At 53.0% G+C, this 24,986-nt stretch carries 21 protein-coding genes and 1 pseudogene; 14 read left to right on the top strand and 8 right to left on the bottom strand.

What is annotated here, in order from left to right; all coding sequences use genetic code 11:
- Positions 1-18: 18 nt before the first annotated feature.
- From ACR3EH_RS09585 to otnC, 7 genes are read left to right on the top strand one after another with little or no spacing between them, the layout of a single operon-like run.
- Entirely contained in the window at positions 19-1,026 is a 1,008-nt protein-coding gene (locus ACR3EH_RS09585; RefSeq protein ID WP_171187981.1) for a Bug family tripartite tricarboxylate transporter substrate binding protein, read from the top strand.
- A 57-nt stretch (positions 1,027-1,083) separates the two neighbouring features.
- Positions 1,084-1,833, top strand: coding sequence for a hypothetical protein (locus ACR3EH_RS09580; RefSeq protein ID WP_171187979.1), 750 nt, complete (start codon positions 1,084-1,086; stop codon positions 1,831-1,833).
- Between the two features lie 4 nt (positions 1,834-1,837).
- Positions 1,838-3,349 (top strand): tripartite tricarboxylate transporter permease, encoded by a 1,512-nt coding sequence (locus ACR3EH_RS09575; RefSeq protein ID WP_170804843.1) that lies wholly within the window; start codon positions 1,838-1,840, stop codon positions 3,347-3,349.
- A complete protein-coding gene (locus ACR3EH_RS09570) occupies positions 3,349-3,636 on the top strand; it encodes a putative quinol monooxygenase (protein ID WP_171187977.1) in 288 nt (95 codons plus the stop codon). The genes ACR3EH_RS09575 and ACR3EH_RS09570 overlap by 1 nt, the downstream gene beginning before the upstream one ends.
- The gene (locus tag ACR3EH_RS09565; protein WP_171187975.1) at positions 3,633-4,430 is read left to right on the top strand and encodes an N-acyl homoserine lactonase family protein; all 798 of its coding nucleotides are present in this window, start codon (positions 3,633-3,635) and stop codon (positions 4,428-4,430) included. The genes ACR3EH_RS09570 and ACR3EH_RS09565 overlap by 4 nt, the downstream gene beginning before the upstream one ends.
- Entirely contained in the window at positions 4,427-5,704 is a 1,278-nt protein-coding gene (otnK, locus tag ACR3EH_RS09560) for a 3-oxo-tetronate kinase (RefSeq protein WP_171676659.1), read from the top strand. Before ACR3EH_RS09565 ends, otnK begins: the two co-directional genes overlap by 4 nt.
- Positions 5,701-6,342, top strand: coding sequence for a 3-oxo-tetronate 4-phosphate decarboxylase (gene otnC / locus ACR3EH_RS09555; protein WP_171676661.1), 642 nt, complete (start codon positions 5,701-5,703; stop codon positions 6,340-6,342). The genes otnK and otnC overlap by 4 nt, the downstream gene beginning before the upstream one ends.
- A 660-nt stretch (positions 6,343-7,002) precedes the next feature.
- Here the strand turns inward: otnC and ACR3EH_RS09550 are convergent.
- A complete protein-coding gene (locus ACR3EH_RS09550) occupies positions 7,003-7,224 on the bottom strand; it encodes a hypothetical protein (RefSeq protein ID WP_171187970.1) in 222 nt (73 codons plus the stop codon).
- A gap of 133 nt (positions 7,225-7,357) precedes the next feature.
- On the opposite strand from ACR3EH_RS09550, the gene ACR3EH_RS09545 reads away from it, so the two are divergent.
- Positions 7,358-8,209, top strand: a complete 852-nt coding sequence (locus ACR3EH_RS09545) for a LysR family transcriptional regulator (protein WP_171187968.1) — start codon at positions 7,358-7,360, stop codon at positions 8,207-8,209.
- Positions 8,210-8,363: 154 nt separating this feature from the next.
- Here the strand turns inward: ACR3EH_RS09545 and ACR3EH_RS09540 are convergent, their stop codons facing one another.
- The 3 genes from ACR3EH_RS09540 to ACR3EH_RS09530 form a co-directional block, all read right to left on the bottom strand.
- Complete coding sequence (locus tag ACR3EH_RS09540; RefSeq protein ID WP_371732002.1) at positions 8,364-8,873, bottom strand: MaoC family dehydratase; 510 nt, start codon at positions 8,871-8,873, stop codon at positions 8,364-8,366.
- A 66-nt stretch (positions 8,874-8,939) separates the two neighbouring features.
- The gene (locus ACR3EH_RS09535; protein WP_171187966.1) at positions 8,940-9,638 is read right to left on the bottom strand and encodes a class I SAM-dependent methyltransferase; all 699 of its coding nucleotides are present in this window, start codon (positions 9,636-9,638) and stop codon (positions 8,940-8,942) included.
- Between the two features lie 156 nt (positions 9,639-9,794).
- Positions 9,795-10,715, bottom strand: a complete 921-nt coding sequence (locus ACR3EH_RS09530; RefSeq protein ID WP_165590777.1) for a sulfurtransferase — start codon at positions 10,713-10,715, stop codon at positions 9,795-9,797.
- 266 nt (positions 10,716-10,981) lie between these two features.
- On the opposite strand from ACR3EH_RS09530, the gene ACR3EH_RS09525 reads away from it, so the two are divergent.
- The 4 genes from ACR3EH_RS09525 (at position 10,982) to ACR3EH_RS09510 (ending at position 15,731) form a co-directional block, all read left to right on the top strand.
- Positions 10,982-12,262 carry a tetratricopeptide repeat protein gene (locus ACR3EH_RS09525; RefSeq protein ID WP_170703742.1) on the top strand — a complete coding sequence of 427 codons (1,281 nt, stop codon included), beginning with the start codon at positions 10,982-10,984 and terminating at the stop codon, positions 12,260-12,262.
- Positions 12,263-13,078: 816 nt separating this feature from the next.
- Complete coding sequence (locus ACR3EH_RS09520; protein ID WP_171187960.1) at positions 13,079-13,651, top strand: carboxymuconolactone decarboxylase family protein; 573 nt, start codon at positions 13,079-13,081, stop codon at positions 13,649-13,651.
- 190 nt (positions 13,652-13,841) lie between these two features.
- The gene (locus ACR3EH_RS09515; protein WP_480634845.1) at positions 13,842-14,654 is read left to right on the top strand and encodes a methyltransferase domain-containing protein; all 813 of its coding nucleotides are present in this window, start codon (positions 13,842-13,844) and stop codon (positions 14,652-14,654) included.
- Between the two features lie 150 nt (positions 14,655-14,804).
- Positions 14,805-15,731 (top strand): class I SAM-dependent methyltransferase, encoded by a 927-nt coding sequence (locus tag ACR3EH_RS09510; protein ID WP_171187958.1) that lies wholly within the window; start codon positions 14,805-14,807, stop codon positions 15,729-15,731.
- A 526-nt stretch (positions 15,732-16,257) separates the two neighbouring features.
- Here the strand turns inward: ACR3EH_RS09510 and ACR3EH_RS09505 are convergent.
- The 3 genes and pseudogenes from ACR3EH_RS09505 to ACR3EH_RS09495 form a co-directional block, all read right to left on the bottom strand.
- Positions 16,258-17,600: pseudogene (locus ACR3EH_RS09505) on the bottom strand (IS3 family transposase).
- A 346-nt stretch (positions 17,601-17,946) separates the two neighbouring features.
- Positions 17,947-18,363 (bottom strand): c-type cytochrome, encoded by a 417-nt coding sequence (locus tag ACR3EH_RS09500; protein WP_171187956.1) that lies wholly within the window; start codon positions 18,361-18,363, stop codon positions 17,947-17,949.
- A 141-nt stretch (positions 18,364-18,504) separates the two neighbouring features.
- Positions 18,505-19,464, bottom strand: coding sequence for a DMT family transporter (locus ACR3EH_RS09495; protein ID WP_171187954.1), 960 nt, complete (start codon positions 19,462-19,464; stop codon positions 18,505-18,507).
- 269 nt (positions 19,465-19,733) lie between these two features.
- Between ACR3EH_RS09495 and ACR3EH_RS09490 the strand changes: the two genes are divergently transcribed.
- Positions 19,734-21,236, top strand: coding sequence for a phospholipase D family protein (locus ACR3EH_RS09490; RefSeq protein WP_253746787.1), 1,503 nt, complete (start codon positions 19,734-19,736; stop codon positions 21,234-21,236).
- Positions 21,237-21,295: 59 nt separating this feature from the next.
- Here ACR3EH_RS09490 and ACR3EH_RS09485 read toward each other — a convergent pair whose 3' ends face one another.
- Positions 21,296-22,636 carry a serine hydrolase domain-containing protein gene (locus ACR3EH_RS09485; protein WP_171648776.1) on the bottom strand — a complete coding sequence of 447 codons (1,341 nt, stop codon included), beginning with the start codon at positions 22,634-22,636 and terminating at the stop codon, positions 21,296-21,298.
- A gap of 363 nt (positions 22,637-22,999) precedes the next feature.
- Between ACR3EH_RS09485 and ACR3EH_RS09480 the strand changes: the two genes are divergently transcribed.
- Positions 23,000-24,961: an amidohydrolase gene (locus tag ACR3EH_RS09480; protein WP_480634829.1), complete on the top strand. Its 1,962-nt coding sequence runs from the start codon at positions 23,000-23,002 to the stop codon at positions 24,959-24,961.
- The last annotated feature ends 25 nt before the right edge of the window (positions 24,962-24,986 follow it).

Below are 24,986 nucleotides of genomic sequence, written 5' to 3'. Positions count from 1 at the left end.
GTTTGGGAGGACTTGGAAATGAAACTAAAGCTAGGGCGGTTGGCGGCCGCAGCCGTGATGGCGACTGGGATTGCAGGCGCAGCTGCTGCGCAGGATTATCCCTATCGCGATATCACTACAGCTGTGGTCTGGGGGGCCGGAGGTGGCACAGATACGATCAACCGAATGATCATGGCCGAGATGGAAAAACACCTTCCGGTTTCGATCAATGTGATCAATCAAACAGGTGGTGTCGCAGGCTCCAACGGGATGGTCTATGTCATGAATCAACCAGACGATGGTTATACACTGGTTGGTCTGTCAGAGTCGAACGTCACCGCTGCTGTGCAAGGTGGTTGGGATAAGAAATTTGATTTTTGGTATCCGTTCATCGTTGGCGGATCACCTGATCTGATCTCGGTTCCGGCGGAGAGTCCTTACAATACTCTGGAAGAACTGGTCGACGCTGCGAAAGCTGCTCCTGGCACTATTCCAGCGGCGGCTTCCGGCGCAGGTTCGATCCACCACTTGAACCTTCTGGCCATCGAAAAAGGGTCCGGTGCAGAGTTCAAGTTTGTTCCATACAAAGGCTCAGCGCCAGGGCAGGAAGCAGCGATAGCGGGTGAAGTTGCGTTGGTTGTGACTTCTCTAGCTGAACAGGCCCCGTTGATCGAAGGCGGTCAACTTAAACCGCTCGCGATGTTGACGCCCGAAGATGCGCAGATTGCAGGAGTTACGGTGCCATCTGCCTTTGGCATCTATGACGGTCTCGACCAATATTTGCCGCTCAAACAGGCCATCGGTTTTGCAGTTCACAGTTCAGCCGGGGACGACGTAAAGGCCGCGCTTGGTTATGCCTTCGAGCAAGCGATTGCCTCCGACACCGTCGCGGAATGGGCCTCTGCAAACAATTATGATGTCGGTGGTCAACACGGCGAAGAAGCTCAAGAGCTGTTTGCGAACCTCGAAGCTACCTTTGCCTATACCTTGCAAGATTTGGGCGCTGCCACTGTCGATCCGGCGTCGCTGGGTATCGAGAAGCCATAATCCGATCACTTTTGAAAGGGCGCGCCTGATCGCGCCCTTTCCCAAAGGAGGCAGGTAATGGAAAAACCTGACGAAACACTGATCATGCGCGCGCGCGATTTCTGGGCATCGATTGGTCTGATAGCAATTTCCACCTTTTTCCTTTGGAAGACGTCGGACATCCCGCTTTGGGGTGAAAACCGCGCAGGTGTGAGTGGATCCGATTGGTACAACTCGGCTGCAATTGTACCGCTGTTCATCTTCGGTGGATTGCTTGTGTTGTCCTTCGTCTTACTAGCCATTTCGATCCGCTCAGGTGGAGCCCAAAACGCGCTTAGTGCTTTGGGTATCGGATGGAACAAGTCGGAAGCCTTTCGAGCTTCAACAATCGGCCTTATCCTTCTTGCATATGTCGTCGGACTGGTCCCCAGAGTGGACTTCATTCTGTGTTCCGGGTTGCTAATTACAGCTTTGACGTACGGCTACTACGGTGGCCATGCTCGACGCGCTTTGGTGGCCTGTATCGCAGTTGTCACTGCTGGACTATTTGCGTTTGCTGTTTTTCCCACGCAGGCGGACTGGAACGCACACCGGGATGATTGGTTCACACTGATCCTGTGGGTCGCATTGACGCTGTTGGTGCTGGCCAATGCGACTACTGAACGCGTTTTGCGGTACGTTCCATTGGTGGCAATACTTGCCCCGCTCATCCTTGTTTGCGCGATGGCCTTTGTTTTCCGGCAGAACGTGCCCGCGCGCGGCGGGCTGATCTTCAAGCAAATCGAATACCACTACTACGTGACGCTTCGTCCGTTATGGAAAGACTGACCGGATGGACTTTATCCTTTCGCAACTGGCTGGGTTTGGGACCGCATTCGTGGGCCTGGCAGTGGACCCGCTGACCTATCTGTATTTGATCGCATCCGTGTTCCTGGGCATCACGTTCGGCGCATTGCCCGGCCTTACGGCAACGCTGGCGGTGACGATCCTGACGGGTTTCTTCGGCAACAAAATCCCGCTCGACTATTCGCTCATCGCTTTGCTCGGGGCCTATGTCGGCGCGATTTACGGGGGGTCTTACCCGTCTATTCTACTGAACATTCCGGGCACAGCAGCCAGCGCGGCAACAGCCATGGATGGTTACCCTCTGGCCAAAGCGGGCAGAGGGGGCGAAGCACTTGGGCTGACCACGACGGCCAGTTTCATTGGCACAGTTATCGGAACCATCACGCTTTTGATTTTTGTCTGGGCGCTGCTTTTGGTTTCAAAGAACATCGCAAGCCCGGAGAAAGCCTTACTGGCCCTGTTCGGCATTCTGCTTTCTGGCACTTTGATGAGCGAAGACCTGGTGATTAAGGGATGGATCGCCGGTCTAATCGGGCTTGCGATGTCCATGGTCGGGCTCGACCCTCTTTTGTCTGAACCGCGCTATACTTTCGGCTGGTCTTACTTGATGAGCGGGTTTCAGGTCGTGCCAGTCCTGATGGGAGCCTTTGCCATTCCCCAAATTATCGACGGTTTGAGGCACGTTGAGGCCGGGAAAGTTCTGGCCCTGAAAGGCCGCATTCTTCCGAACCTTCGGTCTATTCGGCGCTACCTGCCGACCATTGGCCGGTCAGGCGTTATCGGGACAGGGGTAGGAGCACTTCCCGGAGTTGGCGAAGATGTCGCCGGTTGGGTCAGCTACGGTGTCGGTAAGACTGTCTCTGCCGAGGGCAACAAGTTTGGCAAAGGGTCATTGGAAGGCCTGCTGTGCTCCGAGACTGCAAATAACGCCTGTATTGGCGGAGCGCTAATCCCACTTTTGGTGTTGGGTATTCCCGGCTCACCACCTGCGGCCGCTTTGATGGGAGCTTTCAAAATCAACAACGTGATTCCCGGCCCGACGATTGATCCCGAGATCATTCTGCGCGTGGTTGCGATCCTGGTTCTGGCCTCGCTCACGATGTTCCTGATGGGGCTTTTCACCGCTCGGGTATTTATCAAAATCCTTGCCATCCCCCAGACCATCTTTTTGCCCGTCGTTATGGTTCTGACAACAATTGGATCTTTCAGCGTTGGCGGGGGCATCAATGATCTCTACCTGATGCTCGGCGTCGGTGCCGTTGCCTATTTCATGAACCTGATGAAGTACCCAATCGCGCCGTTGGTGATCGGGGTTATTCTGGGCAGCCTGTTTGACGAAACCTTCCGTCGGTCGCTGTTCTTGTCGGACGGGGATCTTTCGGTCTTTTTTTCACGACCTGGTGCGGCCATTCTGCTGGTGCTCAACATTGGTCTGATCCTCAGCCAACTGCCTGTCGCAAAGCGCGCTTTCTCACGTCTGAAAGGACTTTCTGTCTGATGTTTGTAGTCACTGTCACTTTCACTCTCAAACCCGGTAGGAGAAGCGCTTTCTTGCCGCTGATGGTAGAAAACGCTTCAACTTCTTTGCGTGGAGAACCCGGGTGCCAGCAGTTTGACGTTTGCCTCGGCGACGATCCCGAGACAGTTTTTCTCTATGAGGTTTATGATGACAGCATGGCGTTCTCTGCCCACCTAGAAAGCGCGCATTTTCAGTCCTTTGATACGGCAGTGGCTGATATGATCGCCACCAAGGTGGTTCACCAGTATTCCAAGGTTATTCGATGAACGATTGGGAAATCCACGCTGTGAAATACGCGGATCGCAACGCCCGGACGCGCGCTGATAGTTTCATTATCGATGATAATCATGACGCGCCTCATGCGATGGATTATTTCGTTTGGGTGCTCAAACGCGGCAACAAAGTCATTCTGGTCGATACCGGTTACGACTCCGATGAGGCCGCCGCTCGTGGCCGCCCAATCGCGATGGACCCTCGCGAAGCTTTGCGGCCTCTAGACATCGCGCCGGAAGCGGTGACTGAGGTCATCGTGACCCACCTTCATTATGACCATGCAGGGGGGCTGCACATGTTCCCGAATGCTAAGTTGCACATGCAATCGGCGGAAATGGCCTTCGCTACAGGTCCCTGCATGTGCCATGACCATCTGCGTGCACCTTTCACGGCTGACCATGTCTGCGAGGTCGTAAAGCGTCTCTATTCAGGCCAGGTCATATTCTACGACGGAGAAGCCGAGATTGCAGATGGGGTTACGGTACACTGCATCGGTGGGCATTCGCGCGGGTTGCAATGTGTTCGCGTAAGAACGGCAGCCGGGTGGATGGTGCTCGCCTCTGATGCCTCGCATTACTACGAGAATTTCATGGCGCGCAAAGCCTTTCCCATCGTCGTCGATTTGCAGGACATGATGGATGGTTTCGAGACACTCGAGAGGTTGGCTTCGCATCCTCGACTTATCGTGCCCGGCCATGATCCACTTGTGCGTGAGATTTTTCCCGTCGGTGCTGCACCGCACATCCATAGGCTGGATCCAGGGCCGATGCGGGACATTGAACTATGAAAATCGGTGTCATAGCGGACGACTTCACTGGTGCGAGTGATATTGCGAACACCTTGGCGAAGGGCGTTGAGCCGGAGGGTGGATTACGAACGGCACAGTTCCCAAGTATTCCAACGACCCCAGCCGACGATGAGATCGAAGCGGGTGTGATCTCACTCAAGAGCCGCACCGCACCGACTGAGGAAGCGGTAGCGGACAGCTTGCGGGCCCTGCGGTGGCTTAAGGATCAAGGATGCAAGCAGTTCATCTTCAAGTATTGCTCCACCTTTGATTCCACGATGGAGGGAAATATCGGTCCCGTTGCGGAAGCGTTGGCCAAAGAACTGGGCGCGCAAAAAGTGATTTTCTGCCCGACCTTTCCGACCACGGGTCGCACTGTTTATCACGGCCATCTTTTTGTGCTCGGCAAGCCGTTGAACGAGTCCGGGATGGAAAACCACCCACTTACTCCGATGACGGATGCCAACATCAGGCGATGGTTGCAGCATCAGACCGAAGAAGAAGTTGGGTTGGTGCCAGTTGACACCGTGAAGCAAGGATCGGAGGCGATTACTGCTGCTTTGCAGAACGCCGACGAACGCTTTGTGATCGGCGACGCGATTTCGGATGAAGATTTGTTGGCCTGGGGCGAAGCTCTAAAGGATGCCAAACTGATTACCGGAGGATCTGGGATAGCACTGGGGCTACCCAGAAACGTCCTGAGAGAGACTTCGTCCCAAAATACTGGCGATGCAATCTCTGGTATCGCAGGGTCTGCCGCGATACTTGCAGGATCATGTTCAGGTGCGACACGCGGGCAGATCAATGTTCATGCGGAATTCAATCCAACCTTCGCCATTGATGTTCCAGCCGTCATGTCCGGGGATGTGAACACGCAAACGCTTCTGGATTTCTTTGAAAAGCATTCAGGTGAGACCCCCCTCGCTTACTCATCAGGAAGCCCGGAAGAGGTGCGCGCGATCCAAAGTCAATTCGGTCAGGAAGCTGTGGCGGAAAAGCTGGACAATCTCTTTGCTGAAACTGCCCGAGAACTTGTCCAAACGGGCTATAAGCGCCTTGTCGTTGCCGGAGGGGAGACGTCGGGAGCTGTCGCCAAGGTCGTATCTGAGGCACTGGGGTCTCCTGCCATGTCAATTGGTCCAGAGATCGACCCGGGCGTACCTGTCCTGAGCGTCGGAAAAACTGAACCCATTGCGCTGGCTCTAAAATCTGGAAACTTTGGCGCTCCGGACTTTTTCGCGAAGGCGCTCAGAATGATGGAGGCAGGCAAATGAGTTCGGATGAATCGGCTTTGCGGCAGCAGATGTCAGAGCTATGCGCCTCGCTGTTTGTGCGTGGATTTTCCGTCGGCACTGCGGGCAATGTCTCGGCACATCTTGATGACGGGATCCTCATGACACCAACCAACTCCACCTTGGGGAATATCGATCCCGAGCGCATCGCCAAGATTGATTTGGATGGGCACCACGTCTCCGGCGACAAGCCGACCAAGGAGGTCTTTCTGCACCAAGCCTTCTATGAGACGCGGCCAGAAGCGGGCGCCGTGGTTCATCTGCATTCGACTTGGGCCACTGCTCTGTCCTGCCTGGAAGACACCGATCCCAATGACTGTATTCCACCGCTTACACCATACGTGGTCATGCGTGTAGGCACGGTCAAACTTGTTCCATACGTTAAGCCGGGTGATCCGAAGTCCGGTGATTTGATCCGCGAACTGGGTGGGAAATTTAGTGCGGTTCTGTTGGCCAATCACGGGCCTGTCGTTTCAGGGAAGGATCTGTTCTCAGCGGTCTGTGCAGCAGAAGAGCTGGAAGAAACAGCCAAGTTACTCTTGGCACTGCGAGGTATGCCAACCCGAATGCTGGATGTAGCTCAAGCCGCAGAACTCAAAGATACTTTCGGAAGGATGTAATTGGTCACCCTGGGGGTGTGTGCAAACTTTTGGGAAAATCGTGCAAAATTATGCGCAAACGTTGCACAAAGTTATGGGCGAGCACACTTGAATTTCATAAATGAAATCAATAGCAGAAGCGTAGCGTTATGCGCACCTCATAAGTTTGCGTTGTTCGCCAAAAGTTTTGCGCTGCGCATTTGGCTGCAAAAGCGAGGAATTCAATCAGTTTTGGCGTAATCGTTGCGTTTATGGCGCTTTACGGCGCTCAACCCCGCAAAGAGCCTCCCTGAGGAACCTTGGGTTCGGCCCATTAGCTTGGATTCTCGCGAAGGTCTGCGATGCGTTTGCAGCAGGCTTTGCAAAGTTCGATCTGCGATCCAGAGACGTCTTTTAGTTTCTGCGCTTGCAGCCCAGATAGCGGCCTTTGCAAATTTACAAGAACGGATCAAAGGAAATTGCCTTTCACCAAACAACGAACATGCGGAGGTGAGGGCAATGAACTTTACCAGCAGGTGGCTCACTTCAATATCGTCAAACAAGGCGCCAGGTTGCACGAGAAGGTCTCGTGTTGGAAATAACTCAATGGCTACAACACAGGTGCGTGACTGCCACTTCCAGCTTGCAGCTGCATTTGGCGGGATCTAATCGCCTTATTCGGCCGATTGTCACCAAGTGTCGTCAGAACCTTCCTGGATACAGACTCATCATGGTCTGCACGTCCAGTTCACTCGAAAACGCAGCGGGATCACTCCAGATCACGTCATTAATATAGTCGCGTTCCGCGTGAAGATCGTTGGCTGTAGGCTGCGGCTTACGGGTTTCGGGGCAGGCTCTTTTGGTCCAACCGAACAGTCCATCAAATACGGTCCAGATGCTGGGTGACATTGTATGGGAAGCCATCTCATGGTCCTTTCCGAGTTACTTGCGGTGTCGCAACAACAGTAACTTTTCACCTGTTTTTCTGGTATCCGGCACAAAATTGTGCTGTTCTACAAAAATGAAGAACGGGTTCCGAAATTGGTCGGATATTCGTGTGTTCCTCTCTGTCTTCAGAGAAGGGTCGACGCTTGCGGCCTCTAGAAAGCTAAAGGTCTCCCAACCAACGGTTGCCCGACGCATTGATGTTCTCGAAAGAGAAACAGGCTTAATGCTTTTTGAGCGCGGTACGCACGGGTTCAAACCAACCCCAGAAGCCCTTCGCCTCGTTCCTCTCGCCGAAGCAATCGAGGCTTCAGTCCTTGAATTTGCCGATTGCGCGAAAGTTTTGACGTCGACACAACCCATCCGTATCACCGCTTATTCGGCAAATTTCTCCGCACGCATGATCAAAATCGTAAACGAGTTTTCCGCCGACAATCAGGATGTCGCATTCGAGTTTTTATCCAGCGTTCGAGCGCTGGACCTGACGGCCGGAGAGGCCGACATTGCTTTGCGCCTTGCAAGAACCGATCCTGATCCCGATCTTATCTGCCGGAAAATCAGCACGGCTCGCTGGTCTTTGTTCGGCGGTAGAAATTACGCGGACAAGTTTGGCTTACCGAGGTCAACGAATGATCTGGCCGGGCATCAGTTTGTTACCTTTCAGCGGGACGATGTACCGAATGTATTCCACGAATGGTTGACCAATCACGTAGAGCTGGACCAGATCGTCATGTCTTTCACTGAACTGGAACTAATGCATGCGGCGATCAGGTCAGGGCAAGGCCTTGGGATCAGCAATGTCAAGCTGGTTGAAACAGACACGTCTTTTATCCGATGTTTCGACGAAATCCCCGAACTTGCGGTGCCGCACCTAATGCTCATTTCGCCAGAAGCTTATCGTCGGCCAGAGGTTAGAGCCTTCGTCAAGTTCTTCGCACCTCGCTATGCGGCAATCTACAAGTAATGGTTAAGGCATAAGGGCTGCGGGTACGCTCTTTTGCATGTACGCCACGACCGCAATTGCGAATAGAAGCCTTATGTAGCAAGCCCAAGGATACACTTGAAGATGACAATAGGAGTTCAAATTGATCGCCGCGCCCAAGTCGCTGCAAACTGCCTTAACTCCGATATGCCATCACGTGGTGCATAACCAGGTTAAGAACTTCAACATCGTTCTGGTTAAATGTCAGGTATCGGAATTTGACCGTTCCCCGGTCTGGCTTCGAACGTGATGGTGTAATCGCCTCAACCGTGACGCGCACGCTGATCGTGTCGCCTGAATACACCGGGGCCAGCCACCGTACCTCGTCCATACCATGTCCACCCAGGTTGGTGCCGGTAAGTACACCAGTGTCGCGGAACAACCTGAAAGTAAGCGCTATTGTCTGAAATCCACTGGCTATGAGACCGCCAAAACTCGACTCTGTGGCAGCCACTTTGTTAACGTGGAAGGGCTGCGGGTCATGAACCAGTGCGAAGTCAATAATCGCTCCCTCGGTCAGCGTAACACCTCCGGTTTCGAAGGTTTCGCCAACCGACAAGTCGTCGATGTATTTTCCGCTGGCCATGGCAAAAGTATAGTTTGATGCAGACTCAAGCGTCAACTCGGAGCCACGCTGGGCCGCCACTAATGCCGCATTGTCACTTGACCATGGTAAAGATCGCAATGGAGAACTGAGTCAGTGGTCGCTGACCTATGCCGCGGCGACAAAGAGGTGCGCTTCTTGCGGTACGTGCAATACGCCTTCTTTGTCATATCTAGACAAAGCGTCTGCAACCTCTTCCACGACCTTGTTGGTGACGTCAGCACCTGCATCCCTAAGATCGGTTTCGATTGGCAGCGCCATGATTTGCGCGCGAAGATTAATAAATCTTCGCTCAAGTACCAATGGCTCGTGACGAGCTATCTTGAAGCCTGCGTCAACCAACAAGTTCGAAATGAGGTCCCCATCTCGAAACGAAAAAGGCGCTCTGGCTTTTACTGCGGCATCTGTTCCAACATGCCGTTCGAGAGCTTTTGCAAGCGCTCCATTGAAGGGCGACACTGCGCGCCAACATGTCAAAAATAGCTGACCGTCATTGCGTAAGATCCTATGAACTTCCTGCAAAGCGGTGGATTTGTCGGGGAAGAACTGAAGCCCCTGTTGTATGAAGGCATAGTCAAACGTAGCATTTTCGAAAGGTAACTCGGTTACATCTGCTGCATACCACTCGAGCACATGACGACAATCCGGCTGATTGGACTGCGCGACTTCAATCATAGTTTCGTTCAGATCTACGCCAACAACCCGGCCTTTGCCCGTCAGTTTCCTTGCAATCTCTCGCGTCAAAGCCCCGGTGCCGCATGCGATGTCGATAACACAAGTGCCGCTTCGAAGCTGAACCTTCTGCATTGTTGCTTCAGCCAATGGGCCGAACATCGCAGGCACACTATGGTTATTGTACTTCTGCGCAGCCTCTTTGGTCAGCCGGAAATTGTCCGTCATCAAAATATCCTCCTAGCAACGCGTCAATAATTGGACCACCCAAAGTGACCCAAAATCGTAATCTCACGAGGTTTCAACCGGAAGGCTCTCATCGGCGCTCCACTCAGCCCATGAACCATCGTACAGGCGGGACTTTTCGAACCCCATTTGGCGCAACGCAAGGAGCCCACAAGAAGCAGCTATGCCACGGCCGCAATAGGCGATGACCTCATCGTCAGTTTGAATTCCCTTGTCCTGATAGTGCTTGAGGAGCTTGGAATGATCCGCCAACTTGAATGAACCACGTTCCTTTAGTTTAGCTGCACGTTCGGCAATGGGTATGTGTGCCAAATCCGGATCGATGTTCGATATCGCCGGTATGTTGACGGCACTGGGAATATGTCCCGAGCGACCTCCCCATGTGTGAACTCCGTCGCCTCGGAAGAGGTTGTTTGGTAGAAAGTCCACAATTCTGACTCCGGGCTTACCCATCGCATCCAAGACATCAGCTTTGCGGGCAATCCAATTGCTCTGCACTGTTGGTTCAAAGTCACCATGCTCAACGGTTAGATCGCCAGTTTCAGTGGGTCGACCTTCGAGTTTCCATTGCTGCAAGCCGCCGTCCAAGACCTGCACGTTTTTATGGCCATAGTGCGAGAGTGCCCACCAAAGACGCGCAGACGCCAATGGAAGCCCGGAGTCATCGTAGACCACGACATGACTGTCGTCGGAAACACCCAACTCACGCATCCTTTCCCCGAAGTCCTCTGGGCCGAGCATCATGTCGGGAGTGTTCTGAGTGCTGTCTGCAAGCTCCGTCGACATGCCAACATACACGGCGCCAGGAATGTGCTCGGCCTGGAACTCGCTCCTATCGTCATAGGCTACGCCCTTGCCGTTTTCCTCCCTAAACTTCCAGCGAACATCAATGATGCGTAGTTTCGGGTTAGTCAGGTTATCTGCCAACCAAGCCGTATCAATGAGCGGGCGAGTTTGGGTTGTCATACCTACTTTCTCCTCTAACCGGACGCGGGGCGAGCCGTACGGAATAATCCCCAAAATTGCTTTCGGAGTCCAATTTTGGAAAATCGGGATTTGATAAAGTAAATATGATTTAAACGGCATGTTGATGATTTCATGAGACTTCTGAAAGAAACGGATGCTGAAATCATGGCGCCTCGTAACGTCGATTTCCTTTGACTCGTTTATGGGTAGGCATGCTCATATAGCTCACTGACGGACAGGTTTGGTACAGAAAGTGGAAGGTTTGGATGCTTGAAGATCGGTACGGAAGCCCGCTAACGACCACATCACAAACTGCGCGAGACGCCTACGTTGAAGGCATCGACCGATTTCTGGGTGCTTTTGATGATGTTGAAGAAGCTTACCGTTCTGCAATGCAGGCAGATGATAGCTTTGCCATGCCCCATGTCGGGCTTGCGCGCTACCTTGTTACTGTCGGGCGTGCACAAGATGCAAAGCGTGAAATAGCCGTCGCAAAGGAACTGTCGCATGGCGTCAGCCCGCGCGAAGCCGCGCAGATCGACATTATCAGCGATCTCATTGAGGGGCGTGCACCGCAGGCCTACAGGCGCATCCGAGATCACGTCACAGACCATCCGCGAGATATTTTGCTTGCTCAGACATGTACCAGCGTATTTGGCTTAATAGGGTTTTCGGGTCAGGCTGGACGCGAGGCGGAGCAGCTTGCGTACACAACCATGTTGAAGCCGCACTATGGCGACGACTGGTGGTTTCTCTGCCAGCATGCATTTGCCCAGATGGAGGCCGGACAGATCGGCCCGGCCGCGGAAAACATCGAGCGCGCGCTTGAGTTGAAGCCAGACAGCGCACACAGTGCACATGTCAGGGCCCATCTCTACTATGAGAACGGGGAGACGGACGCTGGCTACGCTTATCTGCGCGAATTCTGGCAAGACTATCCCTTCACGGCGTATCTGCACTGCCATCTCAGTTGGCACGTCGCTCTGTGGGCGCTTGAGAGCGGCGATGTGGCAGGTATGTGGAAGCTGTTCGATGATTATGTTTCCCCCGACCGACCTCCTGCGCCGCCACTTAACGTTTTGACTGATAGTGTGGCAATAGTTCACCGCGCCTTTTTGGCTGGCGAGCAAATTCCTCAGGAGCGTTGGCAACAACTCAGCGACTATGCTGTTCAGTTCTTTCCTTCACCTGGCTTGGCTTTTGCGGATGTTCACGCTGCTCTTGCGCATGCGATGGCTGGAAACAGAGAGCGTCTGGAAGCAACCATTGAAGGCGCAAAGGGACCCGCAGGCCCCACCGTTGCTTTGGTAGCAGGCGCATTCCGTGCGTTGGCGGATGGAAATGCGGACGAAGCGATTGAGAAATTCGTAAGTGTCATGTCTGAGCACGAACGCCTTGGTGGTAGCCGGGCGCAACGCGACATTTTTGAGTTTTCATTGGCGCATGCGCTGGCAATATCGGGACAATCGAATGAAGCTCGACGTATCCTCAACATGCATCGACCGCATACCTCTCACGACCATGCAGTTGCCACGCTAGAAGGGTAGCGTGCCCGTGTATTTGACGCCCGCAATGTGCGCTAGTTACATGTTTTCAACGCCACTTAAAACGGAAGCTGTCGCACGACGCTGCTAGGCCCCAAAAGTGTTAGTTGGCGGAAAAGTCCAATCTGACTGCTGACATCATGGATATTGCCCATGGGGTACTTAAGAACCGTTTTTTGACTTCATCTAACACGTCAGCCAATGGCGTCGGTTCTACAGGAAAAGTGGTCAGAAATCTTGTACGCACCCCTTCCGGTATTTCAGACCAAACGGGACGATCTCGAACGTCTCGTGTATGGTCAATAGCGACATCCACAATCTGATGTGCTTGCTCACGCGTGTTCTCCCATTTTGGTGGGTCAAACTCTCAAACAATGACCTTTCCGACATAAATCAATTCCTCCCAAAAGCACTTTTGGCACGAGTTCTCGACAGGGCGTCCAAAGACCATGCTTAGTGAGGGCTGCATTTGCAATCCAATAGCCTCGTAAGAGGCACGGAGTGAGACTGGAAGCGGAAACGGTCATACATATGATCAGTTGTAGCGGCGGCTTCGCCCGCAACACGGAAATCACCACGCTTGGATGTGAAGCTCCGGTTTGGAACTAACCCGGACATTGCAGACTTACGAGAACGGCTCAAATGAAATTGCCTTTCACCAATCGACGAACATCCTGCGGTGTCGTCAGGCAAACCTGCTGTTTGCAGGCTTCCAGCAGAATCTCTGTGCGGAACCCGGAATTGCTTTAAGGTTGCGTAAACACCGTTGGTTCCTCACGGGAGACGAGGATTTCCAAAGCAAGATTGAAAGAGAATTGAATGAAACGCCTGTTTCCATCTCTGCCGGAGAACGCGACACTGGGAAGTGTCTATCAAGCCTTTCCAGACAAACTTTCTCCACTTTGTGTGTACGAAAGCCTTGTGATGAGGGGCGAGAGCGACCTCTCGGTTGCTGAACGTGAACACATTGCGGCCTATGTCTCGGGATTGAATGCTTGTGCGTATTGCCATGGGGCGCACATCGTTTTCGCCAAAGCCTACGGTATTGAAGTCGAGACAATCGACGCACTGATGGAAGACCGCGATACGGCGCCCGTCGAGGATCACCTCAAACCGTTGCTGGCATACATTGAAAAGCTCACTGTCTCGCCATCCCGAATGACAGAAGCCGACGCTAGAGCAGTCTACGCGGCAGGCTGGTCGGAGAGTGCGCTGTTCGATGCTATCCAAGTTTGCGGTGTCTTTAATCTCGTGAACCGCTTCATAGAAGGAACAGGTGTCCAAAGCGCTGGCACCGACCCAAGAGAAGCGGACGAAGCCACTTTAAACCGATGCCGCAGTGACAGCTTCTATACCGATTTCGGACGAGAGAACGGCCTCGACATCCCTTGAATTGATGTTGTTCTAACGTTCGAAACGCCACGAAAAGCTGGTCCGATAGAGCGGCAGATGCATCCTTCGCTCTCGGGGTTAAATCATTCGTCGGATCAAGTCGGCGCAGTGAATTATTGTTGGTGGATCCATGTTCAAGCCTAAACGATCCATCCTGCTTTTCGTAGATAACTCAATTTCTGATAAGGTTTTGGGGGCATGTGGGCTTTGTAAGGGTGGAGAGTTGCTTAAATTTGACGCTGAAACGACGAAATTACTTGAAATCGCCTATCAAGGCGCAGAACTGACGCGGCGAAGACAGGCTTCATTTGATGCGCTGTGCCCGGCTCCTGGTGAAACTATTTTGGACATCGGTTGTGGCAACGGGATGTTAACAGTTGAGTTGGCCCGGGCAGTTGGCTCGGATGGCTATATCATCGGGATCGACCCAAGCGCTGACATGACGGCAGCTGCTAGAGAACGGGGCAGCGACTACGCAAACGTGGAGTTTCGTGCTGGTGCCGCAAATAGCTTGCCCATTGAGGATGAGAGTGCTGACAAGGCCGTCTCGGTACAGGTCTTTGAGTACATCGAAGACGTAGACGGTGCGTTGGCTGACACGCTGCGGTGCGTCAAACCCGGCGGGCGGCTTGTAATCAGCGATCTACACTTTGGCAGCTTGATCTGGTTCAGCGATGAGCCCGACAGAATGCAAAAGATGCTGACATCCTGGAACCAGCACTTTGTGAGTGGTTCCGTCCCGGAAAGACTGCCTGCACTGATAAAGGCTCGCGGTGACCATGTGGAAGATGTTTTGTCGTTCACAATGACGGATCACCAATTGAAGCCTGATGGCCTCGCAATCATGATGATGCACCTTATCCAGCAATACGCTGTTGCAAATGACCATGTTGATCCCACTGTTGCGCAATCGTGGTTCGACGAGCAACACAGCCTTGCAAAAGTTGGGCGCTTCTTCTTTTCGATGACCCAATTTATCGTCGTGGTGCGCAAAAAGGGTTGATGGTTCTACAATACTACCACTTTGACCTTGGCCGTATACGTAACCCGTATCATCTCATCGCTTATGCGAGATTGGACGCCCCCATCTTTGACTTGGACAAAAATAGATGACCTCTAAAACCCTTGATACTAAAGTCGTGGGGAAACCACTGTGTTCTATGTTCCAGAAACAACCCAACGCGGCTTGAGCCGAACGGCCCTCGGCGTCTGTGCCTTTTGCGCGATGGTGAATAGAAATCCGGCCTATCGCGATGTCTTTTACGATCCTTTTGCGGAGCGGCTTTTTGCCGAGGGGGCGGTCCATGGTCAGCGCATTCTAGACGGATTGACCGACTGGCCATCCGTGCTCACTTTCGCAGACGAAAAGGGTATAGCTCGACGACTTATAGCCTCCGTTTTGTGGCGCAAGACTTTCATGCAGAGCCGGGCCGAACAAGCTATGGCCGACGGTGCTCAACAAATCGTGGTCCTTGGTTCCGGACTTGACACAATTGGCCTGCGCTTGTTCGGCAGCTATAGCCAAGTCCCTGTGTTTGAAGTTGATCGGCCTGAAACGATAGACGCTAAACGCATGCTGATTTCTCAAAACTTCGGTGTTCCGCCGAATATCCGCTATACCGCAGTTGATTTTGCACGTGAGACGACACTGAAAAAACTTTTGGAACTCGGCTATGACCACAACGCCGGAACCGTATTTATCGCGGAAGTCTCACTGGAGTATGTCCCGCCTGCTGAGGTCGCTGAAGTCTATCAGATGGTGAGATCCAACCGGTCGCGTGCGACCCGGTTTCTGACAAGTTTTGCGTTTACCGCAAGTGTTTCCCAGTCGATGGGCGAAAGCGACGACATCGGAAATGCTGTTGCGGGTGCGGGAGAACCGTTCCTGTTCAATGTGGCCCCCGAAGAGGTATCCGACTTTGCTACTGAGCAGGGCTTTTCTGTGCTCGAACACCTTTATGGTAGCGCGCGCATCGGAGACTACGTGAAAGCGCTGGGGCTCAGCATTGATGCATTGGACTTTCCCATTGAACAGCTCGACGCCTCTTCGTTTTCTCTCTGCCAATTAAAACCACATTGAGTTCTTTGATACAGCACAGTTTGAAGGTTGTTTAGTAAAGTGGCGTTCAGCTTTTTCATTTCCTCACGTATCGCGAACTATGGGCACAGCGGGCATTCGAAACGATGCGAAGAACGGCAACAATGCCCGCATATCGCAGGTCACCACGCTTGGACTAAAAGGTCTACTTTGGGCTTCGGGTGGCCAATTTTGACTACCGCAGAGAACGGCAGCACGGAGCCCCAAGTGGACCTGCGGGCTTCGCCAAAGCTATCGCAATTTAGAGGCGCAAGTGTATGTTGTCAGCGGGCGCTTTAAGAGGCTTACTTCTGTCAGCCCCAGTTCAGATTGGTTTCTTTGCGGCGGCGGTCTCGGGTCCAAAGATGTTTTTTATCTCGACCACCAAGTCGGCGGAAAACCCTCCATTCTTAGCGTGACTATAGATTGCCTCGGCATTGTCGGCTTCATGGGCGTGTCCGTCGTCAGGGATTTTGGGACAGATGGCCGCCTGAGCTAAGAGAGGATCTGGCGCATCTGTTTGGTTTGATTATGCGGCGGATTTGCGGTGGAGCAAGCGCCGGGTTTCGATTGTCTTCCGTTTGATCCTTTCTCGTTGTTTCAAAATGGTGTGGCCGCGCTCGAAGTAGACATCGGCCGGGGTGAGGTTTTGCAGGCTCTCGTGATAGCGCCGGTGGTTATAGTGATCGACGAAAGCATCGATCTGCTGCCTGAGATCACCGGGCAGGTAGTAGTTTTCCAGCAAGATGCGGTTCTTCAAGGTCTGGTGCCAGCGCTCGATCTTTCCCTGAGTTTGCGGATGGTATGGTGCCCCTCAGACATGATCCATTTCCTGATCTTCCAGCCATTCAGCAAGTTCACCAGAGATATAACTGGATCCGTTATCACTGAGCAGCCGTGGCTTGTGGAAGACGGTCGCCTGGGCACAGCCCGAAGCCTGCAAAGCCAGGTCCAGCGTATCGGTGACATCACCGGCCTTCATCGTCGTGCAGAGCTTCCAGGCGATGATGTAGCGGCTGTAATCATCGAGGATGGTCGATAGATAGAACCAGCCCCAGCCGATGACCTTCAGGTAAGTGAAGTCGGTCTGCCAGAGTTGGTTCGGCCGAGTAGTTTTGTCCCGGAACTCGTCGGCCGCCGATAGAACCACATAGGCCGGGCTGGTGATCAGGTCGTAAGACTTGAGGATGCGATAGACCGAAGCCTCTGACACAAAGTACTTTTCTGTGTCGGAGAAGCGAACAGCCAACTCACGCGGGGAAAGCTCACTTTCCTTCAAGGCCAGATCCTTGATCTTCTCGCGCACTGGCGCGGGAATGCGGTTCCAGACCCGTGATGGCTTGGGACTACGATCCTCAAGTGCCTCAGGACCACCCGACAGATACCGGTCGTACCAGCGATAGAAGGTTGACTTCGGGATGCTCAGCTTTTCCAAAGTGCGCTTGGTCGGGAGATGCGAACCTTCGACGAGGCGGATGATCTCCAGTTTTTCGGATGCGGTATACCTCATTCGTCGTCGCCCCCATCCGCGATCATGCTTTTTTTGAGCAGGCGCAGTTCCAGGGCCTGTTCTGCCACAACTTCTTTCAGATCGCGGGCCACACGGCGCAGGCCTTTGACCTCGGTCGATGTCGCAGCACGTGCCGTGTCGCCTGCCAGACGTTTCTTGCCGGCTTCCAGAAAATCCTTGGACCAGCTGTAGTACAGACTCTGGGCGATGCCCTCTCGACGGCACAGCTCCGCAATGCTGTCCTCGCCCTTCAGACCGTCCAGCACGATCCTGATCTTCTCTTCAGCTGTATATTGCTTGCGCGTCGCGCGGCGGATGTCTTTGACAACTTTATCGCCGTGGCTCTGCTTGGTTCCGGTCATGCGCTACATTTGATCCACTGGATCAAATGCTTAACGCTTTGACCTATCTCATCTGCACTCCTTGGCGTTTACGATGAGCCAGAAACCCTCTCTTATCAAATCGACCTAAACTGTCCCATTGGTGCTGACGTCAGACAAGCCAATAAAGGTCGCTCATGTCATCACTCCGTTTTTGGAGCCGTGAATCACGCCGCGCAGCGAAAATCTATGCATCCTGATCCTAAGAGCATTGGTGTAGTCCGCCTTGGACTTAGAGCGGTTATTCGTTGTTTCTTGGTAATGTCGGCACCTGCCCAACGCAGCCCAGTGCAGTGTTCTTTAGCGTACTCAAATGCTGATCAGAACTTCACGGAACATAACGTTCCGGCTTCGGAGACTGAATACTCTCCAAATACTCAGCAACTTCGATAAGTCTGGAAGGAATACGCGTAACCAAACCATTCCCCGTATCGAATTCGACAGTAGGGCCGTCATTCAACTTAGTGATTATGGGCATGTCATCGCGAGGTTCTTGAACTTTCAAATAACCGTCCAAGATCGACATGACCTCCAACATGGGCCACACGCCCCCCCTGCGTTCGGAAATCTTTGTTAAATCAGCAGGCTGTGTTTTCAATTCATTGGCGTCAGACCCTTTTCCTGTTGCATCGAATCCGTGACATCTGGCGCAATGCTCAACAAAGAGGTCTTTGCCAAGATCCGAAAACTTATCGGCCGTAGATACCGTTGCAACCGAAGAAATGCCAATGCTTGCAACGATCAAAAAGTGCCTCATAAGCCGGAGGTCCTTTGCTAAACGAAAGTTCACTACAACAAAATGGACCGACATCTTCCCCCGGTCAACGTCGGTCCTTTAGCACATAACGTTCGCTACCCGCTTCGAGCCGCAAGCAGCCAGTGATGCTCACCTCAGAGAACGGCAGCACCGAGCCCAGTACCACCGCCTTGGTGATTTTGCGAGCACGGTAGATACGGTGCGCGTCTTTCTACTCCTTGTGATCGCGATTGCGCCCAGCACTAAGGCACATGCAAAAGCCTGAGAAAAGGAGATGGCTTCGCCAAAGGCAAGACATCCCACTGCAAACATCGTGGGTAATTCGATGCTTCCGACGACCGCAGTTTGGGAAGCCCCAATAACAGGTGAGCATATCGTGTAGATAAGCTGGGGCACGAAAGCGGTCACCAGACCAATACCAACAATGAAAAGCCAATCGGATTGTTCCCTTGGGAGAAGTTCTCCAACCTCAGCACCAAGGATGAGCGGTGCGAGGCCCAGTACAGACCCGAGAGAAACTGACGCGATACGTGCCAACGGCGTAATCCGTGACAACCTGTGGACCAGGACGCAAATTCCGAAGCCAAACCCAAATGGGGCGGCAAGGGATAGCAGCAGTTTTGGTAGGTGTTCCGCAGCCAATGACGCAGGCGAGCCAGCAATAACGGCTGCCACCACAATCAGACCAGCGGCCAACATGGCGCGTCGCGTGGGTGCATCGCCAAACACAGCCCAAGCAATAACTAAGGTGAACACCGGATAGGTCATGTAGAGCACACCTACTGTCGATGCGGGCAGCGTCTCCAGCGCCGTTACATATCCGATCCAGCCAAGCCCCATTACGGCTCCGGCGGAGAGACCCCAAATGATCTCTCGCCATTCTTTTCGATGCACAATGAGAACAGGAAGCAGAAGAAGAGCCGCAACAATGTATCGGTAGAATGCGACCGCATAGGGTGCAACGCCCTGATCGGTCAGGCTGCGGCTGAAGTAGGGAACCAGCCCGAAACAGATTGAAGCAAAAAGAACACCAATAACCGCAAATGCGTAAGGTATGGGCGTTCGATTTCGCGCAGATGTCGTGGCCATAACCTGGAGCTATCACGCATTTGCATCTTCGTCTTTAGAGATTCTACGAATGACTGCTTTGTCCGCATTGCAATCATTGAGCGGAATTGAGCGAACGTCTGCCTTGAGCCCAAAGCGAACAAACTTTGGTGCTCAGTCTATTGCTCCGATCCAAACTCTTGAAAAACAATCTGTGGATAGGCCAATCTCAGCTGCAAGGATAATCCGAAGCGCCATTTATGGAACCCTGAATGCGGCTAATCAGAATATGTTTGATTTTGGTGGCGATGATGGCCGTGGCCATAGCCGGGTTAAAGTGGACCTTTCCACTTCCTGATGAAAATTTTTCTGAGCCAACGTTTAAGCAAGATGCCGATTGGGACGGGCCACTTGGTGCAACAATTAAAAATGCACTTGAACGTAACCCTGGGCTCGACGGTGTAAGGCCTTTGGGCAATGGACGCGCAGCTTTTGCGGCCCGAGCGATCCTCGCGAGAGAAGCAACATCCTCAATCGATGCTCAGTACTACATCTGGCAAGATGACGTTACCGGCCTGATGCTTCTGGAAGAGCTTAGGGCAGCAGCAGAACGCGGCGTGCGCGTCAGATTGCTGGTCGACGATAACGGCATTTCCGGGTTGGATGGTTTTCTTGCCGAACTGGACGCCTTGCCACATGCAAATGTACGCATTTTCAATCCGTTCACTTTGAGGAACCCAAAACTTCTGTCCTATGCATTTGACTTTGGTCGCCTGAACCGGCGGATGCACAACAAGTCAATGACTGTTGACGGGGTCGCCACGATAGTTGGGGGACGCAACATTGGTGACATCTATTTCGATTACGGGGCGGGAACGCACTACCTAGATGTAGACGCGATAGCCATCGGCCCGATTGTGGATGAGGTATCGCAATCCTTCGACGCATATTGGAACAGTGCCTCCTCGTACGACGCCGAGCTCTTTTTGGCACCTCATGTGGAGCAAAGTCTGAAAGCAAAGGCAGACGCCGCGCGCCAGACTGCGGTTGGCGCAGGTTATCAAAGGGCAATTCAGGATAATGAACTGGCCGACCGGATAGCGGCACATGATCTGAAGTTCGAGTGGAGCGAAGTCACGCTTTTTGTCGACGACCCGTCAAAAGGGTTGGGCGAAGTCGAAAGAGAAGACCTGATTGTCGAACAACTTATCGAGTTCGCCAAAACCTCTCAAATCTCATTGGACTTGGTCTCTGCGTATTTCATTCCGGGGGAACGAGGGGCGGAGGTTCTGGAAGGGTTGGCAAAGTCCGGAGTGAAGGTCCGCGTCTTAACCAATTCACTGGATGCCACGGATGTAATGCCCGTTCATGCGGCCTATATGCGTTACAGGGAAGACTTGCTCAACAGTGGTGTAGAACTACTTGAGCTTCGAGCTTTGCGGCGTGAGCATCGCGAGCGCAGCCTGCCCGAGATGCTGGCTGGATCGGCGTCCGGGCTACACGCAAAAGTCTTTGGATCGGATGGAGAACGGATCTTTATAGGCTCTTACAACCTCGACCCCAGGTCCGCGCGGCTGAATACAGAAATGGGTCTTATGATCGAAAGCCCAACTATAACTAAGGCGCTTGCGGAGCAATTGAACCGGCCTGAGTTTTCTTATCGCGTCGAACTTAACGACAGCGGCGAGATGATCTGGCTGCAAGTAGAGCAGGATGGGACAGTCACCATTCATACCGCGGATCCAGAAACCAACAATTTACAGCGTGCCCTGACGGCCGTGGTCAGGTGGCTGCCGGTCGAATGGATGCTCTAGTCACCAAACGACCGACAATCCATTGACCTGCGGCCAGAGATGCCAGTGCTTGATCCGACTTACAGAGAAGTCACAATGGCCCTAGCGTAGGCTTCCATGTCGATACTGGCACCTCCGGTTGCGTACCAAACCATGACGGCATCTTTTCCTGGCGAGACATAAATTCCTTGGCCATTCATCCCACTTTTGTAGAAATCGCCATCGGCAAAAACGGCATCCCATTGGTATGCGTTTGCCATCGGTTGTTCACGGAATGCGTCAGAAAGGTGTGGGCCAAGTGTTCCCTTCATGTAGTTTTCGGCGACACCCGCTGTTTGGATCGTGTCGTTCATCTTTTCAGATACAACGCGGTCTGACGCTGTCTTGTCCCAGCTTGGCGTGTAGAGCAGACCAATCTTTGCCATGTCGATCAATCGGCTGCTGATCAGGCCGTGTATTATGCCGTTTCCTTGAGGTGACAACGCCAGGGTGGCATCGCCAGTCATTCCAGCTTTGCTCCAGACCCGCTCCGTGATCGCTTCACCAAGTCGCTGGTTCGTAACGGCTTCAATGACAAGACCAAGCATTTGTGTGTTTGCAGAGGAGTATTCGAAAGCCTCAGCCGGTTCCCGCAGTTTGGGTATAGCAAACAGGGCGTCGTTATGAGTTTGCAGAACGCCTTCTTCGTTCGGAACACCAACCTCAGCCCTGACAAAGCGCCCATATGGTGTATCGCCTCTGCGTGAGAGGGGGTTCTCTTCCAGATCTAAACCAGACTGCATGTTCAGGACGTCGATGACCTTTATGTTCTCCCAAGCTGTTCCCTTGGTGCCATCTACAAAATCGCCAACAGTTTTCTGAACGTCGATTTTACCCTCATCTTCCAATTGACCGATCAGCAAGCTCGAGAGAATCTTTGCATTGGACATCCAAACGTGGTTGTCCGTCCGGCGCATTCCTGGGTAGGCCTCGTAAGCTATTTCGCCGTTGTGAAGAACCATAACGCCCTGCACTGTGGAATCGTCGGCATTAATCATCTCGTCGAGCGAGACAGCATTGCCGTCAGCGCCCGGGACGCTCGTCGTGCCTATGGCATCGTTAAGGTTTGTCGCAAGCATCGCGACGGCCCCATCGCGGCGAATAACCGAACTCGGCAGGAACTCGGCGAGGTTCATGTATGAAAACGCCCCGGCTTCGGTGATGTCGAGAAACTTCTGCAAATTCCATTCAGAACTCAGGTCGTAGGCTTGCTCGGCTGTGTAACCATTTCGCAGATTACGGATGGAAAAGTCTTCTCGCGGCGTCGCGTATGGGTCGTCTTCAGCATGTGCAGGAGATGTTCCAAGGCTTTGCATAATCAAACCTCCAATAAGCGCAAAAACTGGAAAATTGGACTTTGAAAGTAATGAAGTGTTTGGCATGGCAGTATCGCTCCAAATGAGTTGCAACTGAAGTACGGCCGCGGACGGCTTATCAAAATCTGATTTTCAAAGAACTGAACACCGTAGTTTTGCCCGGCAAAGCATAGTCCGATTTATCGGGAATTCGACAATTAATGCCGTTCTCCGTTGCCTGGTGAAATATACACTTTGTTCGCATTACAGTCATTCTGTGAATTTGGGCGAACGTCTGCCACGAGACTACAGCGGGCAACGTAAGTCGCCTTCAAGTTTATGTTGCTCAGTCAGTATTGAGTGATTGACGGCTTAGGTTGACACATCACAGACCGGCCTGCTCTGATCGAAGCAATTTATTCATGTCCGTAATCCCATTCGGAGGCATCAATGAAGTTCTTTAAGTCTCTCACAGTATTCGTTTTCGCATTCATGCCGCTTCATAGCGCTGCACAGTCCCCCTCATTGCAAGACGCCTTCGACCGTTTTCCTGAGTTTCCCGGCACAACTGTCTACGTCGGTGGAGAAGTTCTCACAATGAACCCGGACGCCCCGTTGGCCGAGGCAGTGGCTGTCAGAAACGGTCGAATTACTGACGTCGGAACCCTGGAGGAAATCGAGGGCCGCCTACCTGAAGGTAGCTATGCAATTGAGCGCAGTTTTGAAGACAAAGTCATTGTGCCTGGGTTCATTGAACAGCATTTACACCCGCTTCTGGGCGCGCTTGCGATGATGTCGGATGCCATCATTTCCATTGAGGACTGGCAATCGCCGGCCGGATTTGCGCCTCTTGCCAATAGCGAAGAGGAATTTCGCGCGCGCCTGTCCGAGGTAATCAACACATATGATCCCAGCAGCGGGCGGCCGTTGATGGTCTGGGGGTATCATGCGTCATGGCATGGCGACATGAGTCGCGCGATTTTGGACGAACTAGCCCCCGACATTCCGCTGGCTGTATGGCAACGCTCCACCCACGAGATGTACTTCAACTCCGTGGCCCTCGAACAACTGGAAATCACCGAAGAATACATTGCCAGCTGGTCGAGCGAGTTGGCTAGGTCTCAAGCCAACCTTGAACAAGGCCTCTTCCTTGAAGCCGCATTCTGGGAGCATGTGTTCTTTGAGAAGTTTGCTCCGGCCTATGCGTCTATCGACAGGGTCATGGAGGCGCTGGAGTTCACAGAGGACTATTATCATCGCAGCGGGATCACGACCCTTGCAGAGCCTGCTGGCCCTGTGGATCAGAACGCCCAAGCACTCGTAGCAGAAGCGTTCGGGCCAGACGACACACCTTTCAACTTTTACTTTATTCCGGACGGTCGGACGCTTGGCGGTTTGTTTCTGAACACAGAGGGCCCCGAAAAAGTACTAGCCGAAACCGAAGCCATGCTGGCGTGGAGCGAAGGCCGAACCCAGTTCCTACCTAAGCAGGTCAAGCTGCTGTTGGATGGAGCGATCTTCAGTGAATTAATGATCATGCGCGACGGCTACCTGGACGGGCATGAAGGTCAATGGATTATGACGCCCGATTTCTTCAAACAGGTTTTCGACCTTTTTTGGGACGCAGGCTTTCAGGTCCATGTTCACAATCTGGGAGACGGCGGCCTAGACATTCTTCTGGATGCCCTCGAAGCAGCCATGCAGCGCAATCCGCGATATGACCATCGCACCGTCGTCGTGCACTTTGGCTACGCTCAACCTGATCAGATCGCACGCATTAAACGTCTTGGCGCGATTGTCAGCGGCAATTCCGTTTATACGCCGACGCTCGCAGATCGCTATGCCGCAGGCAGCGTCGGTAGCGAGCGTACAGAGCGCATGGTGCCTTTAGGCGATGCCATTCGAGCAGGTATCCCCTTCTCGATGCACTCGGACATGCCGATGGCTCCTGCGGAGCCGTTGAAATACATGTGGGCTGCTGTCAATCGGATATCCACGAGCGGTCGCGTCGTCGGTCCGGACCAGCGCATCAGTGCCGAAGACGCTTTGGAAGGTATCACCATCGGCGCAGCCTATTCCCTGCAATTGGAGGATGAGATCGGTTCCATTGAGCCCGGCAAACTAGCCAACTTCACAATCCTCGAGGAAAACCCGCTAACTGTGGATCCTTTGAAGCTGGCCGATATCAAAGTGTGGGGCACTGTGCTTGAAGGCCGTCTTCAGCCCGCTCCTCCCGCAGCAGATGCAGACCTTGACGAAGCCGATTCAAGCCAACGCATCAATAATCCGGAACGTGTACTGATGGCGTCACTACGCCACGCACGCAGTAAGGCCCACTACCACGATCACTCGCAAACGACGCGGTCTAACATCTATGATCCACTTGGAGTTTCGACCTTCGATTCTCGTTGATCGTCGGTAGAACAAGTCGGACGAT

Source organism: Ruegeria sp. BG7 (genome assembly GCF_056535685.1).
Note: the sequence above shows the minus strand (reverse complement) of the source record. Positions and strands in the feature narration are given on the sequence as shown.

Excerpts from the sequence above, each read along its gene's own strand:
- ACR3EH_RS09585 (WP_171187981.1), top strand. The coding sequence starts at position 19 with ATGAAACTAAAGCTAGGGCGGTTGGCGGCCGCAGCCGTGATGGCGACT.
- ACR3EH_RS09530 (WP_165590777.1), bottom strand. The coding sequence starts at position 10,715 with ATGACAACCCAAACTCGCCCGCTCATTGATACGGCTTGGTTGGCAGAT.
- otnK (WP_171676659.1), top strand. The coding sequence starts at position 4,427 with ATGAAAATCGGTGTCATAGCGGACGACTTCACTGGTGCGAGTGATATT.
- ACR3EH_RS09490 (WP_253746787.1), top strand. The coding sequence starts at position 19,734 with ATGGCCGTGGCCATAGCCGGGTTAAAGTGGACCTTTCCACTTCCTGAT.
- ACR3EH_RS09575 (WP_170804843.1), top strand. The coding sequence starts at position 1,838 with ATGGACTTTATCCTTTCGCAACTGGCTGGGTTTGGGACCGCATTCGTG.
- otnC (WP_171676661.1), top strand. The coding sequence starts at position 5,701 with ATGAGTTCGGATGAATCGGCTTTGCGGCAGCAGATGTCAGAGCTATGC.
- ACR3EH_RS09495 (WP_171187954.1), bottom strand. The coding sequence starts at position 19,464 with ATGGCCACGACATCTGCGCGAAATCGAACGCCCATACCTTACGCATTT.
- ACR3EH_RS09570 (WP_171187977.1), top strand. The coding sequence starts at position 3,349 with ATGTTTGTAGTCACTGTCACTTTCACTCTCAAACCCGGTAGGAGAAGC.
- ACR3EH_RS09485 (WP_171648776.1), bottom strand. The coding sequence starts at position 22,636 with ATGCCAAACACTTCATTACTTTCAAAGTCCAATTTTCCAGTTTTTGCG.
- ACR3EH_RS09480 (WP_480634829.1), top strand. The coding sequence starts at position 23,000 with ATGAAGTTCTTTAAGTCTCTCACAGTATTCGTTTTCGCATTCATGCCG.
- ACR3EH_RS09550 (WP_171187970.1), bottom strand. The coding sequence starts at position 7,224 with ATGGCTTCCCATACAATGTCACCCAGCATCTGGACCGTATTTGATGGA.
- ACR3EH_RS09580 (WP_171187979.1), top strand. The coding sequence starts at position 1,084 with ATGGAAAAACCTGACGAAACACTGATCATGCGCGCGCGCGATTTCTGG.
- ACR3EH_RS09565 (WP_171187975.1), top strand. The coding sequence starts at position 3,633 with ATGAACGATTGGGAAATCCACGCTGTGAAATACGCGGATCGCAACGCC.
- ACR3EH_RS09520 (WP_171187960.1), top strand. The coding sequence starts at position 13,079 with ATGAAACGCCTGTTTCCATCTCTGCCGGAGAACGCGACACTGGGAAGT.
- ACR3EH_RS09525 (WP_170703742.1), top strand. The coding sequence starts at position 10,982 with ATGCTTGAAGATCGGTACGGAAGCCCGCTAACGACCACATCACAAACT.
- ACR3EH_RS09535 (WP_171187966.1), bottom strand. The coding sequence starts at position 9,638 with ATGCAGAAGGTTCAGCTTCGAAGCGGCACTTGTGTTATCGACATCGCA.